16 protein-coding genes and 1 rRNA gene are annotated in these 16,037 nt (G+C 68.2%); 4 read left to right on the forward strand and 13 right to left on the reverse strand.

Translation table 11 applies throughout. The features are described 5' to 3' along the window. The 10 genes from VGP60_RS00150 to argC form a co-directional block, all read right to left on the reverse strand. A 16S ribosomal RNA gene (locus VGP60_RS00150) occupies positions 1 to 130 on the reverse strand; the annotation flags it as partial. Positions 131 to 489: 359 nt separating this feature from the next. Continuing rightward, positions 490 to 1,764 carry a tyrosine--tRNA ligase gene (gene tyrS / locus VGP60_RS00155; protein ID WP_327545726.1) on the reverse strand — a complete coding sequence of 425 codons (1,275 nt, stop codon included), beginning with the start codon at positions 1,762 to 1,764 and terminating at the stop codon, positions 490 to 492. Between the two features lie 30 nt (positions 1,765 to 1,794). Then, positions 1,795 to 2,415, reverse strand: coding sequence for a DNA-3-methyladenine glycosylase (locus VGP60_RS00160; RefSeq protein WP_414640259.1), 621 nt, complete (start codon positions 2,413 to 2,415; stop codon positions 1,795 to 1,797). A 93-nt stretch (positions 2,416 to 2,508) separates the two neighbouring features. After that, entirely contained in the window at positions 2,509 to 3,921 is a 1,413-nt protein-coding gene (gene argH / locus VGP60_RS00165; protein ID WP_327545727.1) for an argininosuccinate lyase, read from the reverse strand. Then, positions 3,914 to 4,429: an arginine repressor gene (locus tag VGP60_RS00170; RefSeq protein WP_327545728.1), complete on the reverse strand. Its 516-nt coding sequence runs from the start codon at positions 4,427 to 4,429 to the stop codon at positions 3,914 to 3,916. The genes argH and VGP60_RS00170 overlap by 8 nt, the downstream gene beginning before the upstream one ends. Before the next feature lie 3 nt (positions 4,430 to 4,432). Next, positions 4,433 to 5,359 (reverse strand): ornithine carbamoyltransferase, encoded by a 927-nt coding sequence (argF, locus tag VGP60_RS00175; RefSeq protein ID WP_327545729.1) that lies wholly within the window; start codon positions 5,357 to 5,359, stop codon positions 4,433 to 4,435. Continuing rightward, on the reverse strand, positions 5,359 to 6,561 hold the full coding sequence (locus tag VGP60_RS00180; RefSeq protein WP_327545730.1) for an acetylornithine transaminase: 1,203 nt from the start codon (positions 6,559 to 6,561) through the stop codon (positions 5,359 to 5,361). Before VGP60_RS00180 ends, argF begins: the two co-directional genes overlap by 1 nt. Next, positions 6,558 to 7,478 carry an acetylglutamate kinase gene (argB, locus tag VGP60_RS00185; RefSeq protein ID WP_327545731.1) on the reverse strand — a complete coding sequence of 307 codons (921 nt, stop codon included), beginning with the start codon at positions 7,476 to 7,478 and terminating at the stop codon, positions 6,558 to 6,560. The genes VGP60_RS00180 and argB overlap by 4 nt, the downstream gene beginning before the upstream one ends. Beyond that, positions 7,475 to 8,635, reverse strand: a complete 1,161-nt coding sequence (argJ, locus tag VGP60_RS00190) for a bifunctional glutamate N-acetyltransferase/amino-acid acetyltransferase ArgJ (RefSeq protein WP_327545732.1) — start codon at positions 8,633 to 8,635, stop codon at positions 7,475 to 7,477. Before argJ ends, argB begins: the two co-directional genes overlap by 4 nt. A 34-nt stretch (positions 8,636 to 8,669) precedes the next feature. Further along, a complete protein-coding gene (gene argC, locus VGP60_RS00195) occupies positions 8,670 to 9,698 on the reverse strand; it encodes an N-acetyl-gamma-glutamyl-phosphate reductase (protein WP_327545733.1) in 1,029 nt (342 codons plus the stop codon). A 127-nt stretch (positions 9,699 to 9,825) separates the two neighbouring features. Between argC and VGP60_RS00200 the strand changes: the two genes are divergently transcribed. After that, positions 9,826 to 10,641 (forward strand): alpha/beta hydrolase, encoded by an 816-nt coding sequence (locus VGP60_RS00200; RefSeq protein WP_327545734.1) that lies wholly within the window; start codon positions 9,826 to 9,828, stop codon positions 10,639 to 10,641. Here the strand turns inward: VGP60_RS00200 and VGP60_RS00205 are convergent. Continuing rightward, complete coding sequence (locus VGP60_RS00205) at positions 10,638 to 11,687, reverse strand: pyridoxal phosphate-dependent aminotransferase (protein WP_327545735.1); 1,050 nt, start codon at positions 11,685 to 11,687, stop codon at positions 10,638 to 10,640. The two genes, VGP60_RS00200 and VGP60_RS00205, sit on opposite strands and share 4 nt — an antisense overlap. A 311-nt stretch (positions 11,688 to 11,998) precedes the next feature. Between VGP60_RS00205 and VGP60_RS00210 the strand changes: the two genes are divergently transcribed. After that, on the forward strand, positions 11,999 to 12,955 hold the full coding sequence (locus VGP60_RS00210) for a YafY family protein (protein WP_327545736.1): 957 nt from the start codon (positions 11,999 to 12,001) through the stop codon (positions 12,953 to 12,955). Here the strand turns inward: VGP60_RS00210 and VGP60_RS00215 are convergent. After that, positions 12,952 to 13,305, reverse strand: coding sequence for a helix-turn-helix domain-containing protein (locus VGP60_RS00215; RefSeq protein ID WP_327545737.1), 354 nt, complete (start codon positions 13,303 to 13,305; stop codon positions 12,952 to 12,954). The genes VGP60_RS00210 and VGP60_RS00215 overlap by 4 nt on opposite strands. Before the next feature lie 134 nt (positions 13,306 to 13,439). Between VGP60_RS00215 and VGP60_RS00220 the strand changes: the two genes are divergently transcribed. After that, positions 13,440 to 14,789 carry an amidohydrolase family protein gene (locus VGP60_RS00220; protein WP_327545738.1) on the forward strand — a complete coding sequence of 450 codons (1,350 nt, stop codon included), beginning with the start codon at positions 13,440 to 13,442 and terminating at the stop codon, positions 14,787 to 14,789. A 17-nt stretch (positions 14,790 to 14,806) separates the two neighbouring features. On the opposite strand, the gene VGP60_RS00225 is transcribed toward VGP60_RS00220, so the two are convergent. After that, complete coding sequence (locus VGP60_RS00225; protein WP_327545739.1) at positions 14,807 to 15,304, reverse strand: helix-turn-helix domain containing protein; 498 nt, start codon at positions 15,302 to 15,304, stop codon at positions 14,807 to 14,809. 124 nt (positions 15,305 to 15,428) lie between these two features. Between VGP60_RS00225 and VGP60_RS00230 the strand changes: the two genes are divergently transcribed. Then, positions 15,429 to 16,037, forward strand: a 609-nt coding sequence (locus VGP60_RS00230; protein ID WP_327545740.1) for a DUF4240 domain-containing protein, incomplete at its 3' end; no start/stop codon positions are given.

Below are 16,037 nucleotides of genomic sequence, written 5' to 3' on the forward strand. Positions count from 1 at the left end.
TACAGGGCAGATTGCCCACGTGTTACTCACCCGTTCGCCACTAATCCACCCGAAGGCTTCATCGTTCGACTTGCATGTGTTAAGCACGCCGCCAGCGTTCGTCCTGAGCCAGGATCAAACTCTCCAACAATGAATTTGATCAAGACCAAAACAGCTAGCAATTTTAGCTGATCCATCTTGTCTATCTACTCAAAGGAACCTCATTACGAGGTTACTTTATACATAAGCTCTACTGGCTTAGTTCACTAGCACACTGTTGAGTTCTCAAGCAACACGCCACGGATCGCGCCACCCAAGAGCAGCCTTATCCGAAGCAGTTATTCCTTAGCAAGTTTTTTTGTCTAGATTTTGGGCCACCCACTCAATCACCCTGAGGTGAGAGCTTGGTTCGTGTCCCGCTGGCCACCCGGTTTCCCTGGCGACTTGGTAAACTTTACATGGCGGTTTGACCCCCCGAACAGGGGGGTACCTTAACCGCGTTTTCGCAGGTCAGCGCTGCAAACGCACGCCGGCTGTGGTCCGCTTGCCCTTGCGGACCACGAGCCACTGACCGTGCAACGCGTCGTCGGCGGCCGGGTGCCACTCCTCGTCGGCGATCTTCACGTTGTTGACGTACGCCCCGCCCTCCTTGACGGTCCGCCGGGCGGCGCCCTTGCTGTCGACGAGCCCGCCCGCGAGCAGCAGGTCGACGATCGTGGGCTCCTCGGCGAGCTTGACCTCACCGTTCGGCAGCTCCGCCATGACGGCGTCGAGCGTCGACGCGTCGAGCTCGTTCAGCTCTCCCCTGCCGAACAGCGCCTGGCTGGCCGCGAGGACCTGCCGCGTCTGCTCTTCCCCGTGGACGAGCGTCGTGAACTCCTCGGCGAGCCGGCGCTGCGCGGCACGCAGATGCGGGCGCTGCTCGGTGTCCTCGGCGAGAGCGGTGATCTCCTCCGCGCTCAGGAACGAGAACATCCGCAGGTAGCGGATCACATCGGCGTCGCCGACGTTCACGAAGTACTGGAACCAGGCGTACGGCGAGGTCATCTCCGGGTCGAGCCAGAGGTTCCCGCCGCCGGTGGACTTGCCGAACTTCCGGCCCTCCGCGTCCGTCACCAGCGGCGCCGTCAGCGCGTGGGCGCTTCCGCCGTCGGTGCGCCGGATCAGGTCGACCCCGCCGACCAGGTTCCCCCACTGGTCGGACCCGCCGACCTGCAGCCGGCAGCCGTGCTCGCGGTAGAGGTGCAGGTAGTCCTGCGACTGGAGCAGCAGGTAGCTGAACTCCGTGTACGACATCCCGTCGCTCTCGAGCCGGCGTTTCACCGTCTCGCGGTTGAGCATGGTGTTGACCGGGAAGTGCTTGCCGACGTCGCGCAGGAACTCCAGCACGGTCTGCTTGCCGGTCCAGTCGAGGTTGTTCGCCACGATGGCGCCGGTCTTCGGGTCGCCGAAGTCCACGAACCGCTCGAGCTGGCCGCGGATCCGGCCGGCCCACTCCGCGACGACGTCGACGGTGTTCATCGTGCGCTCGCCGGTGTCGCGAGGGTCGCCGATCATCCCGGTGGCGCCGCCCGCGAGCACGATCGGGCGATGTCCCGCGCGCTGGAAGCGGGTCAGCATCAGCAGCGGGACGAGGTTGCCCGCGTGCAGGCTCGGCGCTGTCGGGTCGAAGCCGCAGTACAGCGTGAGCGGGCCGGCGTCCAGATCCTTCCGCAGCGCGTCGAGGTCGGTGGATTGCGCGATCAGGCCGCGCCAGGACAGTTCGTCAAGGATGTGCTCACTCACCCCTGGATTCTCCCGTACCTGGTCAACCGACTATTTGCCGGGGCTGGGGAGTCTCCGCTTGCCGCCGCGGCGATAGGTCGAGACCGCGGGCGATCCGTCGGCCCAGAATCGCCACGGCGTGTCCATCGCCATCGCGACCCCCACCCGTGGCCCGCTGCGGACCTCGGCGGCGGGAACTCGTTCGCCGGTCAGGAGCCGAATGGGCGACTCCGGGTCGGTGAGGTCGACGCCGTTCTCGCCCCGGCCGAGTCCGAGCGCCGCGGTAAGGATGGCCGGGCCCTTGGCCAGCTCGCCGGTACCGCGAGCAGCCGGTCGACGAGCTTTCACGACGTCGAGCCCGGACAGGATCTCTCCCGCGCGTAAGAGAACAGCGCCGGGCTGGCCGTCCTGGCCGCCGACGATGTTCGCGCAGAAATGCATCCCGTAGACGAAGTAGACGTAAAGATGCCCGGCCGGTCCCCACATGACCTGGTTGCGCGGGGTCTGCCCGCGATAACAGTGCGAGGCGGGGTCGTCGAGCCCGCGATACGCCTCGACCTCGACGATCCGGGCGGCGACCGTCCCCGCCGGGCCGGTCGATTCGAGCACCGAGCCGAGCAGGAGATACGCCAGGTCCACCGGGTCGATCGCGAGCTCGTCGCGGCGGAACACCCGTCCGTAACCGGTGATGGCGATGACTCCTTCGATGCGGAAACGACTCAGGGGCCTTTTGATCCTACAAAAGGCCCCTGAGCGTTCAGCCGGTTACTTCACCCAGTCACGGATCTCCGCGACGCGGGCGACGAGCCGCACCCGCTGTTCGGCGACGCGCACCGGCGCGGTACCGCCACGAGCGTCACGCGACGCCACCGAACCCTCGACGGTCAGCACTTCGCGGACCTTCGGGGTCAGCGCCGGGTTGATCTTTTCGAACTCTTCGTCGGTCAGCTCGTCGAGCCCGACTCCCCTGCCCTCTGCGACGCGGACGCTCTCACCCGCCGCCTCGTGCGCGACGCGGAACGGAACGCCCTGGCGCACCAGCCATTCCGCGATGTCGGTGGCGAGGGTGAACCCGGCCGGGGCCAGCTCGGCGAGCCTGTCCGTGTGGAAGGTGAGCGTGCCGATCATGCCCGCGATGGCCGGGAAGAGGAGCTCGAGCTGGTCGACGGAGTCGAAGACCGGCTCCTTGTCCTCCTGCAGGTCGCGGTTGTACGCGAGCGGCTGGGCCTTGAGTGTGGCCAGCAACCCGGTGAGGTTGCCGATCAGGCGGCCGGTCTTGCCTCGGGTCAGCTCGGCGACGTCGGGGTTCTTCTTCTGCGGCATGATCGAGCTGCCGGTCGCCCAGGCGTCGTCGAGGGTCACGTAGCCGAACTCGGCGGTGTTCCAGATGATCACCTCTTCCGCGATCCGCGAAAGGTTCACCGAGAGCATCGTGACGGCGAAGGCGAACTCGGCGGCGAAGTCACGCGACGCGGTGCCGTCGATGGAGTTCTCGACGCTCGAGGTGAACCCGAGTTCCGCGGCGACGGCTTCGGGGTCGAGGCTCAGCGACGAACCGGCCAGCGCGCCGGAACCGTAGGGCGACTCGGCCGCGCGAACGTCCCAGTCACGCAGCCTGCCGACGTCGCGCAGCAGCGCCTGGCCGTGCGCGAGGAGATGGTGCGCCAGCAGGACAGGCTGGGCGTGCTGCAGATGCGTACGGCCCGGGAGGATCGCGCCATGATGCCGTTCGGCCTGCGAGACGAGGGCATCGACGACGTCGAGCGTGCCGGCGACGACCCGGCGCGCGGCGTCACGCAGCCACATGCGGAACAGCGTGGCGACCTGGTCGTTGCGCGAACGGCCCGCTCGCAGCTTGCCGCCGAGGTCGGTCCCCGCCCGCTCCAGCAGTCCGCGCTCCAGTGCGGTGTGCACGTCCTCGTCGGCGATCACCGGGGTGAACGCGCCGGAAGCGACGTCGGCCGCGAGGACGTCGAGCGCCTCGATCATGCCCTTGAGTTCGTCTTCGGTCAGCAGCCCCGCCTTGTGCAGGACCCGGGCGTGCGCCCGCGACCCCGCGATGTCGTAGGGCGCCAGCCGCCAATCGAAGTGGGTCGACAGGCTCAGCGCCGCCATCGCCTCGGCGGGTCCACTGCTGAAGCGGCCACCCCACAACTGCACAGGCTGGTCTTCAGTCATTGTCGTGCTCCTTGAGTTCATCGTCCAAAGTAGACGAACGCTGCGCGAGCGCGGCGAAGCGGTCCGCCAGATCCTTGCCGGAAAGCGGTTCCCTGGCGATCACCGCCACGGTGTCGTCTCCAGCGATCGAGCCGACCACTTCTTCCAGTGCCGCCCTGTCGATAGCGCTCGCCAGGAACTGCGCGGCCCCGGGCGGGGTCCGCAGCACCATCAGGTTTCCCGACGCGTCGAGCGAGACCATCAGCTCGTCGAGCAGCCGGGCCAGCCTCGCCGTCCCGCCCTGCACTCCCCGGACGGGACTGCCGTCTTCGGGGATCACGTAGACCGGCGCGCCGGAATCCACCCCCCGCAGCTTCACCGCGCCGAGCTCGTCGAGATCCCGGGAGAGGGTCGCCTGCGTGACGTCGACTCCCTCGGCCACGAGAAGTTTCGCCAGTTCGGTCTGGCTGCGAATGGCCATGGTGGACACCAATGCCTTGATCCTGGCCTGCCGTGAAGCTCGACTCATTACTTATCGCCGCGCCTCGTCGAGCAGCCAGACCAGCAGCGCCTTCTGGGCGTGCAGCCGGTTTTCCGCTTCGTCCCACACCGCGCTCGCCGGGCCGTCGATGACCTCGTCGGTGATCTCCCAGCCACGGTGGGCGGGAAGACAGTGCAGCACGATGGCGCCGGGCGCGGCGCGCTCCAGCAGCGCGGTGTTGACCTGCAGCGCGCGGAACGGGCCGACCCGGTCCTTGCCGTCGTTCTCCTGGCCCATCGACGTCCAGGTGTCGGTGACCAGCACGTCGGCGCCGTCGACGGCCGCGTGCGGGTCGGTGAACACCTGGATGCTGCCGCCGGTGTCGCTCGCGCGGTGCTTGGCGTCGAGCATGACCTGCTGATCCGGCTGGAAGCCGACCGGTGAAACCACCCGGACGTGCATCCCGGCGGTGGTTCCGCCCAGCAGCAGCGAATGCGCCATGTTGTTCGCGCCGTCACCGAGGTAGACCAGGGTGAGCCCGGCGAGCTTTCCCTTGCGCTCGCGGATGGTCTGCAAGTCGGTGAGCACCTGGCACGGGTGGAACTCGTCGGTCAGCGCGTTGATCACCGGGATCCGCGACACCAGCGCCATCGCGTCCATGCGCTTCTGCGCGAAAGTCCGCCACACCACCGCGTCGACGTACCGCGAGAGGACCCGCGAAGTGTCCTCGATGGTCTCTTCGCGGCCCAGCTGCATCGAGCGTCCGTCGACGATGATCGGCTGGCCGCCGAGCTGGGCGATGCCCACCTCGAACGAAAGCCGTGTCCGGGTCGAGTTCTTCTCGAAGATCGCCGCGACCGACATGCCCTGCAACGCCTTCGAGCCGTGCTTGTCGGCCTTCAGCTTGTCGGCGAGGTCCAGCACGACCTTCTGTTCGTCGGGATTCAGGTCGTCGTCGCGGAGGAAGTGCCTTGGCATCAGTGGTCGTCCTTAGTGGTGGAGTCGAGCGCCGCCGGGAGTGCGGTGAGGAAGCCCTCGGCCTGTTCGGTGGTCAGGACCAGCGGCGGGGCGAGCCGGATGGTGTCCGGCGCGATCGGGTTGACCAGGTACCCGGCGTCCTGGGCCGCCTTGGCGACCGCGGCGGAAACGGGCTCGCGCAGGGAAATGCCGATCAGTAAACCGGCTCCGCGCACGCCCGACACCAAGGGGTGGTGCAGGGCTTCGACCCTGGTGGCGATGTCCTTGCCGAGCGAGGCGACGTGGTCGAGCAGGCCGTCGCGGGAGATCGTGCGCAGGACGGCGAGACCCGCCGCGCAGCACACCGGGTTGCCGCCGAAGGTCGTTCCATGTTGCCCGGGCTTGAGCAGGTCGCCGACCGCGCCGGCGCCGATCACCGCGCCGAGTGGGAGTCCGCCACCGAGGCCCTTGGCCAGGGTGATGAGGTCCGGCATGATCCCGGCCTGCTGGAAGGCGAACCAGCTGCCGAGGCGGCCGAGCCCGGTCTGGACCTCGTCGAGCACGAGCAGAGTGCCGGTGGCCTTGGTGATTTCCCTTGCCGCGTGGAGGAAACCGTCCGGCGCGGGGATCACCCCACCTTCGCCGAGGACCGGTTCCAGGAACACGGCGGCTGTTTCGGTGTCGACAGCGGCGCGCAGCGCGTCGACGTCGCCGAACGGGATGTGCGTGACGCCGGGAACGAGCGGGTGGAACGGTTCCTGCTTGCCCGGCTGGCCGGTGAGCGACAGCGCGCCCATGGTGCGGCCGTGGAACGCGCCCTCGCAGGCGACGATCTTGGTGCGGCCGGTGAGGCGGCTGATCTTCAGCGCCGCTTCGTTGGCCTCGGCGCCGGAGTTGACGAAGAGGACCTTGCCGTCGCCTGCCAGTCCGGCGACGTCCAGCAGTGCCTCGGCGAGCTCGACGGCGACCGGGTTGACGTAGAGGTTCGAGGTGTGGCCGATCCTGGCGATCTGCTCGCTGACCGCACGAACCACTTCGGGATGGGCGTGGCCGAGCGCGTTGGTCGCGATCCCGCCGACGAGGTCGACGTACTCGGTGCCATCGGCGTCCCACACGCGGGCGCCCTCGCCGCGCACCAGCGTCAGCTGCGGGGTGCCGTAGTTGTCCATCAACGCGGAGCGCCAGTGCTCCCGTCCGTCCACATTGGACGTCAGCTGGCTCATGACAACTCCTCCTCCGGGAACACCATGGTCCCGATTCCCCTGGATGTGAAGACTTCTAGTAGTACCGAATGCGCGAGCCTGCCGTCGATCACGTGCGCCCGGCGGACGCCGCCGCGGACCGCCCTGGCGCAGGCCTCCATCTTCGGGATCATGCCGCTGGCGAGATCCGGCAGCATCTGTTCGAGCCGGTCGACGCGGATGCGGTCGATCAGCGAAGAACGGTCGGGCCAGTTCGCGTACAGGCCTTCGACGTCGGTGAGCATCACGAGTTTCTCGGCGCCCAGCGCGGCGGCGAGCGCGCCCGCGGCGGTGTCGGCGTTCACGTTGTGCACCACGCCGTCGATGTCGGGGGCGACCGTCGAGACCACCGGGATGCGCCCGGCGTTGACGATGTCGAGCACCGCGTCCGGGTTGACCGCGGCCACCTCGCCGACCAGTCCGATGTCGATGGACTCGCCGTTCACCGTGGCCTGCTTGCGTTCCGCGGTGAACAGCTGCGCGTCCTCGCCGGAAATGCCGACAGCGTACGGGCCGTGCTTGTTGATGAGCCCGACGAGCTCGCGGCTGACCTGGCCGACCAGCACCATGCGGACGATGTCCATCGTCTCCGGCGTGGTGACGCGCAGGCCGCCCTTGAACTCACCGACAACGCCCAGGCGGTTCAGCATCGAGGTGATCTGCGGGCCACCGCCGTGCACGACCACCGGGTGCAACCCGGCCAGGCGCAGGAACACCATGTCCTCGGCGAAGGCCCGCTTGAGATTGTCGTCGATCATCGCGTTGCCGCCGTACTTGACGACGACCGTCGCGCCGTTGAATCGCTGCAGCCACGGCAGCGCTTCGATCAGTACCCCGGCTTTTTCCGCCGCCGCCGCGAGCCTGTCGTCGGCGGGGATCAGTGATTCGGGCGGCGTCATGACGAGTACGCGCTGTTCTCTTCGACGTACCCGTGCGAAAGGTCGGTGGTGTAGATGGTGACTTCGGCGTCGCCGAGCCCGAGGTCGATGACGATCTCGATGGCGCGGCCGGAAAGGTCGGCCTCGGAGCGGTCGGACGCGGTGGTGCCGTTCGCGAAGAGCGTCACGCCGTTGATGGCGATGGACAACTTGTCCGGCTCGATCTGAGCCTTCGCCCTGCCGAGTGCCATCGCGATCCGGCCCCAGTTGGGGTCCGAGCCGAACAACGCGGTCTTGACGAGGTTGTCCTCGGCGACCGTGCGGCCGACCTGGATCGCGTCTTCCTCGCTGGCGGCGCCCTTGACGACGATGTCGACGTCTTTGGTGGCGCCTTCGGAGTCGTCGCGCAGTTCGAGGACGAGGTCGAGCGCGACCTTTGTGAGCAGCTCGGTGAACTCGGCTTCCGACGGCGTCACGCCGCTGGCGCCCGAGGCGAGCACGAGAACGGTGTCGTTGGTGGAGGTGCCGCCGTCGACGTCGAGCCGGTCGAAGGTGATGTGGGTGGCCGCGCGCAGTGCCTTGTCGAGCAGTTCCTTGCCGACCACGGCGTCGGTGGTGATGACCGAAAGCATCGTCGCCAGGTTCGGTGCCAGCATCCCGGCGCCCTTGGCGAACCCGCCCGCGCTCCAGCCGTCGGCGTGTTTCGCGTAGGCCTGCTTCGGGCGGCTGTCGGTGGTCATGACGGCGGTCGCCGCGGCGAGACCGGCTTCCGGCGTGGCTTCGAGCGACTTCACGGCGGTGTCGATACCGGAGAGCACGGCGTCCATCGGGAGACGCTCACCGATCAGGCCGGTCGAGCAGACCGCGACCTCGACGGCGCCGGCGTCCAGCACCTCGCCGACCTTCTCCGCGGTGGTGTGTGTGTCCTGGAAACCGAGCGGGCCGGTCGCCGCGTTGGCGCCGCCCGAGTTGAGCACGACCGCGCGCAGCTTCTTGTGGCGCAGCACTTCCTGCGACCACAGCACGGGAGCGGCCTTGACGACGTTGCGCGTGAACACCCCGGCGGCCGCGAACTCCGGGCCGTCGTTGACCACCAGCGTCAGATCCAGCGCGCCGGACGCCTTGATCCCGGCGGCGATACCCGCGGCCCGGAAACCCTTGGGACCTGTCACTGTCATTTCGCCACCTCCGCGGTAAAAAGTACGTCGGCGGTCACGGTGCAACTCCCACAGTTGAAAGCCCGGTCGTCTCTTCGAACCCGAGCGCGATGTTCATGGACTGGACAGCGCCACCGGCGGTGCCCTTGGTCAGATTGTCGATCGCCGCGATCACGACCAGGCGGCCCGCGTCGGCGTCCACGGCGACCTGCAGCTGAACGTTGTTGGAACCCAGCGTCGCCGCGGTGCTCGGCCAGGCGCCTTCGGGCAGCAGCTGGACGAACGGCTCGGCGTCGTAGGCCTTCTCGTACGCGGCGCGCACGGCGGCGACGTCGACACCGGGCGCGAGCGGCGCACTCGCGGTGGTGAGGATCCCGCGCGGCATGGGAGCGAGCACCGGCGTAAAGGAAACCGTCACCCGCTCCCCCGCCACCGCGCGGAGATTCTGCGCGAATTCGGGGGTGTGCCGGTGCGCGCCGCCGACGCCGTAGGCACTCGCCGAGCCCATCACTTCGGACCCGAGCAGGTTGGTCTTCAGGCTCTTGCCCGCACCGGAAGTGCCGGTCACGGCGACGACGTTGACGTCGGTCGTGATCAGTCCCTCGGCGAGCGCGGGTGCCAGCGCCAGCGAGCCACCGGTCGGGAAGCAGCCGGGGACCGCGATCCGCTTGGTACCGGCCAGTTTCGCGCGTGCGCCGGGAAGTTCGGGCAGGCCGTACGGCCAGCTGCCGGCGTGCTCGCCGCCGTACCAGCGCTGCCAGTCCGCCGGGTCGTCGAGCCGGTGGTCCGCGCCGAGGTCGACGATCAGGACGTCCGGGCCGAGCTGCGCGGCGATCTCCGCGGAGTGACCGTGGGGCAGGGCCAGGAAGACGACATCGTGCCCGGCCAGCGTTTCGGCGTTCGTCTCCAGCAGGACGCGCCCGGCGAGCGGGACGAGATGCGACTGGTGCTGTCCCAGCGGGGTCCCCGCGCTGCTGGCGGCGGTCAGCGCGCCGATTTCGACCTCTGGGTGGGTGAGCAGCAGGCGCAGGAGTTCCCCGCCCGCGTACCCGCTCGCTCCGGCCACCGCGATGTTCACCGTCATGCGTATGATTATGCACGGCGACGCAAGTTCAATCAAAGGCGCGTGACACTCGTCGCCTCATCGAGTGGCAGTTCGCCCTTGGCGGAAGTGCGTTCGCACGCCGGTTTCCCTGCATAAAGTGCGTGTCATGGAACCGATCACGGGAATCGCGGCTGGGGTGCCGTTCACCGCGTTGCCGCCTGCCGGCGCTGGTCCGGCACCACTGCTCGTCACCTGGCACCAGATGGACTCGCCATGCACGAACGCCGCCTTCGCCGCCGCGTTGCCCCTGCACGAGGTGCCCGCCTGGCGGGTACATCTCGGCATGCCGCTGTGCGGAGCACGCAGCCTGCCGGACAGGGACGCGGCGTTCGTCGAGCTTGTCCGCCGGGACATCGTGCTGGCGTACATCGACCCGGTCGTCCGGCAGGCCGCCGATGAGTTCCCGGCGGCGCTGGCGGAACTGCGCGAGCGGCTGCCAGTGGACGATGGGCCCATCGGCGTGGTCGGTAGCTCGCTCGGCGGGGCCGTCGCGCTGCGAGTCCTTGCCCGCCGGGAGATTCCGATCGCGGCGGCGGCCGTGGTCAACGCCGGGATCCGGGCCCGGTCGGTGGTCGGGCTCGTCGAAGGCGTCGCCGGGGAGCCCTATCGGTGGCACGAGGAGTCACGGCGGATCGCCGATCGGCTGGACTTCGTGGCCAGGGCGGAGGATGTCGCGGGGCCACCGGTACTGGTCGTCAGCGGCGAACTGGACTTTCCCGACCTGCGCACGGACGCCGCAGAGCTGGCCGGCGCGCTACGCGAGCGGTACGCCGAGCCCGAGCACGTCCGGCTGGTGACGATTCCGGGTCTGGCCCACCCGCTGGCCGAGCCGCCCGGCGTCGAGCCCGCGCCGCAACTGCCCACGGCCAAGGCGGTGGACGACGTCATGACGGAGTGGTTCCTCCGGCATCTGCGGCGCTAGGCGTAGGTCCGGGCGGGGTCCGGTTCCGGCATGATCAGCTCCATCGCCCGCGTGGTCATGTCGGGTTCGTCGTTGATCGACCGCGCGAAGCCGCGCAGGCCCTCGACGAGCCGGGTGACCTCCTCGGCCGGGCGCACGCCGAACCGCAGGAACTGGCTGGTCATCCCGATCTTGTTGCCACAGTCGCGGATGAGCAGGTGATGTTCGGAGAGCAGGTAGTCGCGCAACTCGACGCCGTCGACCCCGCCCGGCAGTTTGACCAGCAGGAAGTTGGCCTGCGACGGGTAGACCGTGAGCTCGTGGAACCGCGACAGCTCGGCGGCCATCACGAACCTGTCCCGCGCGAGCAGTTTGAGACTCTCTTCGTACTCGGTCCGATGGTCGGCGAGCATGAACACGATCGTTTCGGCGATGGAATTGAGATTCCATTTGGGCAGCGCACCGGCGATTTTGCGGGTCAGCGCCGGATTGGCCACCTGATAACCGAATCGAATACCGTGCAAGCCGAAGTTCTTGCCAAGGCTCTTGAGCACGACGACATTCGGGCGAATCGAGGCTTCGAGCGACACGGACGGATTTCTCTCCAGTTCGACGAAATCGATGAACGATTCGTCGATGATCACCAGATCCAGGTCGGCGAGCTCGTCCATGAACCGGATCACCTCACGTTTGGGGAGGTATCCGCCGTCCGGGTTGTTCGGGTTGCACAGGACGGCGACCCTCGATCCCTTCGCCCTGATGAAAGCGATGTACTCGTCCAGCCCGAGGTCGAAGTTGTTGCCCTCGCGCAGCAGGTACATGTCGACGCGCTTGCCGGTTTCCAGCGGCTGGTCGGTCCAGCGGCCGAAGGTGGGGACCGGCACGGCGACACTGCTCTTGATCAGCAGATGGTCGATCCAGGTGATCAGTTCGGTCGACCCGTTCGACATCGCGATCGTCGCCGGGTTTAGCCGGAGCGTGCTCGCCAGTTTCTCCGTGATGGTCGCGGCGTCGCTCGGATAGAACTTGAGAATCGATCTCAGGTTGTCCGCGAGCAAGGTGAACATCTCGTCGGTGGGGAAATACGGATTGCAGGGTACGCAAAAATCCGCCAGATCGCCCGACCCGGGGCCCAGACTTCGGCTGACGGAAACGAAAGACGGGCTATGCGCCGCAGGGTGCTGCAATTTCATGTTCATGCCGTGACGCACGGGTGTACTCCATCTGCCGAGACCTGTTCCGGGGTTGGTCGACCTTTCTCCCTCATCTAGTGATACGCGCCGGTCAGGCGAGCGGTTCACTATTTCCGTGATCTGCTCGTAATAGCGGCCGGTCATCTAGGCCAGATCCTGTCCCAGATGGCTGGCATGCTGGGCCCATGACCGACACCCCGGCGCGGCTGCTCAATCTGCTGTCGCTGCTGCAGACTCCCCGCGAGTGGCCGGGCAGCGAACTCGCCGAGCGGCTCGCGGTCAGCCCGCGCACGATCCGGCGGGACATCGAACGACTCCGCGAACTCGGGTATCCGGTGGAAGCCACGATGGGTGCGGAAGGCGGTTATCGCCTGGTCGCGGGTGCCGCGATGCCGCCGCTGCTGCTCGATGACGAAGAAGCCGTCGCCATCGCAGTCGGGTTGCGCGTGGCGGCCGGGCACGCCGTCGAAGGAATCGAAGAAGCGGCGGTGCGGGCGCTCGCGAAACTCGAACAGGTACTGCCGTCGAAGCTGCGGTACCGCGTCGGCGCGTTGACGGCCGCCACCGTGCCGATGCTCAGCGGCGACCGGCCGACGGTCGATCCCGCGGTGCTGACCGTGCTGGCCGCGGCGATCACCAATCGCGAGCTGGCGCGGTTCGGCTACCGGGCGAACGACGGAGTCGAGAGCAAACGCTTGGTGGAGCCGCACAAACTCGTCTCCGCAGGCCGTCGCTGGTATCTGGTCGCCTACGACAACGACCGGGACGACTGGCGGATCTTCCGTGCCGACCGCATCCGGGAGCCACGGCCGACCGGCGCCCGCGTGGCACCGCGCGAACTGCCCGCGGCGGACGCGGCCGCCTTCGTCACCAGCAGGATGTACTCCCTGGTTCCCACCTACAGCGCCGACGTGACCCTCTACCTTCCGGCCACGGAGGTCGTGGGGCGGCTCGGCGACACCCCCGGTGACATCGAGCCGATCGACGAGCGGACCTGTCGCGTCCGCAGCCAGACAGACACGCTGGAGTGGCTCGCGTTCCGGTTGACCATGCTCGGCTGCGAGTTCGAGGTGCACGAACCACCCGAACTCGCCGAATACCTGCGCGCGCTGGGCGCCCGCGTCACCCGCGCCGCGGGTTAACCGTGCATGAGGTCGTAGGCCTTTCGTGAGCCCTCGATGTCCTGGAGGTTCTGGTCGGTCCAGTCGACGAGCTGGTACAGGATCGTGTGCAGGCTACGGCCCGTGTCGGTCAGCGCGTACTCGACCTGCGGCGGGACCGTCGGATGAACGGTCCGCGTCACGAGCCCGTCGCGTTCCAGGCGGCGCAAGGTCGCGCTGAGCATGCGCTGGGTGATGCCTTCGGTGAGCCGGCGCAGCTCGTTGAACCGCCGCGCCTCGCCGTCGAGCCGGCAGATGACGATCACCGACCACTTGTCGCCGAGCCGTCCCAGCACGTCACGCAGCAGAGCGCCACGATCGTCGTCCGGCATGGGGTTCCTTCCGGGTAACCAAGGCAGTCGAAACTGCCTTCTTGCGGGTCGCGGCCCGGCGCTCGAATACTGACTAGGCAGTATCCAACGTATACCTAGGGGCTTGCCAAGCAGGCCCAGAAGCGAGTTTCCCCTTGTCCGATCAGGACCTCCTCATCAGTGGCGGCCATGTGGCCAGCTTCGACCCGGCGATCGGGGATCTGCCCGGCGGCGACGTGCTCCTCCGTGACGGCCGGATCGCCGCCGTCGGCCGCGACCTCGCCGCGAGCACACCGGGCGTCCCCGTGCTCGACGCCCGTGGCCGCCTGGTTTTGCCCGGGCTCGTCGACACCCATCGGCACGTCTGGCAGGGCGCGCTCGGCGGCAGCACCGGCAAGGTCTCCCTTTCGGGGTATTCCGGCGCGGTCATCGGCGGGCTCGCGCCGTTCTACGAGCCCGAAGACGTCTACGCCGGCACGCTCTGGGGCGCGTTGCAGGCACTCAACGCGGGGATCACCACGATCGCCGACTGGGCACACAACCTGCCGACGCCCGAGCACGCCACCGCGAACATCCAAGCGCTGCACGACTCCGGTATCCGCGGCCTGTTCCTCTACGGCGGCCCCGGCCCGGACGGCCTCGCGTTCTTCGGCAGGCCCGCTCCCCCGCATCCCGAAGACGTCCGGCGCGTGCACGCCGAACTCCTGCCCACCGGGCGGCTGCGCCTGGGTCTCGCCCTGCGCGGCCTCGCGTTCACCACCCCCGAAGCCACCCAAGGCGATTTCGCGCTCGCCCGCGAACTCGGCGTGCCGATCTCCGTGCACGTCGGCATGGCCGGTTTCCCCGGCTCCGTCGAGACACTCGACCGCCTCGGCCTGCTCGGCCCGGACGTCAACCACGCCCACGCCAACCAGTTGAGCGACCACGAGTTCGACCTCATCGCCGCCACCGGCGGTTCGATCTCGCTCAGCCCATCGGTCGACATGCTGATGGCGCTCGGCACCTATCCCGCCACCGGCCAGGCCCTCGCTCGCGGTATTCCCGCGGGCTTGAGCGTGGACACGACCACCGGCGCCGGTAGCGATCTCTTCACCGAGATGCGCCTCGGCCTGGCCGCCGAACGCTCACGGGCCAACGCCGCCGCGGTCACCCGCGACGAAGCCGTCGCGACTGTCGACCTCGACCAGCGCGACATGCTGCGGCTCGCGACTCTCGACGCCGCCCGTGTCTGGCACCTAGACGAGGAGATCGGCAGCCTGAGCCCGGGCAAACAGGCCGACGTGACGATCGTCGACCTGCGTCCGCCCCATCTCGACGGCTTCGGCGATCCCGTCACGACCCTCGTGATGGGCGCCGGTGCCGCCGACGTCGAAACGGTGATCGTCGGCGGCGAAGTCGTCAAGGCGCGTGGCGCGCTCGTCGGCCCTTATGCCGCGCGCGCCCGTGAGCTCATGCACGAATCCCGCGCCCGGTTGCGCGGACGCGCCGGGCTGCCCGCCGCTTGAAGTGGCGGCTGCCCGACCTAGTCCTCGTCACCTCCTGGAAGGTCGGTGCGGCGGCTCGGTGGCACCGGCAGGTACGCGCCCGGTTTCTCCGGGTCGCAGCCGACCCGGGGCAGCCGGGCGCGGATACCGCCAGGGGTCCGCTCGAACTGCGCCGCGATGTCCTCGACGCTTTCCCCTTCCTGCCAAAGCCTTTCGAGTTCCGCGTCCAGTTCGTCGGACCACGGCCGGCCTTGCTGCGCCGGGCGATTGCCCGGTCTTCGGCGGCTCGGGTTGCTGATGCCCGCGAAGGACAGCAGCGTGTCGGCGAGGACCGTGCCCAAGGTGGGCGCGGCACCCGCGTCCACCTCGATCCGGCCCTCGGCCACGGATTCGCCCTCCGGCCCCGCGGCGCCGATGATCACGGCGACGCGGGTGGACAGCGTGGATTGGTCTTCGCTCGGCAACGCGGCGACCTCTACGGAGTACTTGTTGATGCCGACCCGGACCTCGGTCCGGTGCCCTTCGATGATGTTCATGCCCTCGAAGCTAGCGCGGACCCCCGACAGTTTTCGTCACCGAGGGCGATCGAGCAGCTCCGCTCCGAAATTGTCGGACCCCCGATCTAACGTGCCTGTCATCGCGAACGGGGAGGGGAATCCGATGCTGGAACAGGAGTTCTGGAGGATCGTCAAGCGTGCTGGGCGGGAGAAGCCCGACAAGGGGTTTCGAAGACGGTACGGGCTGACCGAGAGCCAGGCGACCACGCTGCGGCTCGAAACGCTGCTCGGCGAACTGCCGTCATGCGAAGTGCTGCGGTTCCACCACCTGATGCGGAAGGTGTACGAACGGGCCTATCGCTGGGAGCTGTGGGCGGCCTTCGGGGTCGCACTGTCCGGAGTGGACGAAGAGCTGTTCCGGGACTGCGTCTCATGGCTGATCCTGCGTGGCAGGCGGCGGTTCACGAGGACGCTGGCGAACCCGGACACGCTGAGCTCGGAGGTGATCGACGCCGACGAAGTGGTGGGCGCGGGCGGTGTCCCGGACGTCGCGTTCGTGGCACTCGAAGGCACCGGAGCACTCGACGACTTCTTTGACCTGATCGTGTACGAAGACCCGCCGGACGGACAGCGGGTGCCCGAGGATCTTCCGAGTCTCCGGCGGCGCTTCCCGAAGCTCACGGCGAAACACGTTCCCGCGGAGCTCACCGTGTCGAACCAGCCGGTAACGGTGGTCCCCAGTCGGTGGCACGCAGACGAGTGGCGCCCCGGC

The sequence above is a fragment of the Amycolatopsis sp. genome (assembly GCF_036008905.1).
Lineage (GTDB): Bacteria > Actinomycetota > Actinomycetes > Mycobacteriales > Pseudonocardiaceae > Amycolatopsis.

What these genes read in the sequence shown, in the direction of transcription:
- VGP60_RS00215 (WP_327545737.1), bottom strand. Translation starts at nt 13,305, where the DNA reads ATGCCGGACGACGATCGTGGCGCTCTGCTGCGTGACGTGCTGGGACGG.
- VGP60_RS00170 (WP_327545728.1), bottom strand. Translation starts at nt 4,429, where the DNA reads ATGAGTCGAGCTTCACGGCAGGCCAGGATCAAGGCATTGGTGTCCACC.
- argB (WP_327545731.1), bottom strand. Translation starts at nt 7,478, where the DNA reads ATGACGCCGCCCGAATCACTGATCCCCGCCGACGACAGGCTCGCGGCG.
- argF (WP_327545729.1), bottom strand. Translation starts at nt 5,359, where the DNA reads ATGCCAAGGCACTTCCTCCGCGACGACGACCTGAATCCCGACGAACAG.
- argH (WP_327545727.1), bottom strand. Translation starts at nt 3,921, where the DNA reads ATGACTGAAGACCAGCCTGTGCAGTTGTGGGGTGGCCGCTTCAGCAGT.
- VGP60_RS00210 (WP_327545736.1), top strand. Translation starts at nt 11,999, where the DNA reads ATGACCGACACCCCGGCGCGGCTGCTCAATCTGCTGTCGCTGCTGCAG.
- VGP60_RS00180 (WP_327545730.1), bottom strand. Translation starts at nt 6,561, where the DNA reads ATGAGCCAGCTGACGTCCAATGTGGACGGACGGGAGCACTGGCGCTCC.
- argC (WP_327545733.1), bottom strand. Translation starts at nt 9,698, where the DNA reads ATGACGGTGAACATCGCGGTGGCCGGAGCGAGCGGGTACGCGGGCGGG.
- VGP60_RS00205 (WP_327545735.1), bottom strand. Translation starts at nt 11,687, where the DNA reads ATGTTCACCTTGCTCGCGGACAACCTGAGATCGATTCTCAAGTTCTAT.
- argJ (WP_327545732.1), bottom strand. Translation starts at nt 8,635, where the DNA reads ATGACAGTGACAGGTCCCAAGGGTTTCCGGGCCGCGGGTATCGCCGCC.
- VGP60_RS00200 (WP_327545734.1), top strand. Translation starts at nt 9,826, where the DNA reads ATGGAACCGATCACGGGAATCGCGGCTGGGGTGCCGTTCACCGCGTTG.
- VGP60_RS00225 (WP_327545739.1), bottom strand. Translation starts at nt 15,304, where the DNA reads ATGAACATCATCGAAGGGCACCGGACCGAGGTCCGGGTCGGCATCAAC.